The 289-nt window shown below is 45.0% G+C and carries 1 protein-coding gene; it reads left to right on the top strand.

Going from position 1 to position 289, the window contains the following annotated elements; translation table 11 throughout:
- Positions 1-289 (top strand): FAD-binding protein (locus AAEY83_RS13975; protein WP_351059740.1); only part of this gene is annotated, 289 nt, incomplete at both ends.

The raw sequence follows: 289 nt of genomic DNA, 5'->3' as shown, positions 1-289 counted from the left end.
GATCAGGGTAACTCAGTACTTATTGTTGAAAAAACCGATAAATACGGAGGCACCTCTGCAATATCTGGAGGTGGTATTTGGATCCCAAATAACGATGAATTTCGTGCACTTGGCGGCAAAGACAGCTATGAAGCAGCACTCACTTATATTAAAGCGGCCAGCCAAGGCAGTGTTGATGAGACGCGTATTCGTGCCTATTTAGATAATGCACCAAAAATGCTGCGCGAGCTGCAAGCTAATAGCCGCGTTAAATTTGCGGTTGCCGATAAGTACCCCGATTACTATCAAC

It is taken from the genome of Psychrobacter sp. TB20-MNA-CIBAN-0197, assembly GCF_040309765.1.
GTDB classification, from domain to species: domain Bacteria; phylum Pseudomonadota; class Gammaproteobacteria; order Pseudomonadales; family Moraxellaceae; genus Psychrobacter; species Psychrobacter submarinus.
The sequence above is the reverse complement of the archived record's forward strand: the minus strand, read 5'-3'. Positions and strand labels throughout refer to the sequence as shown.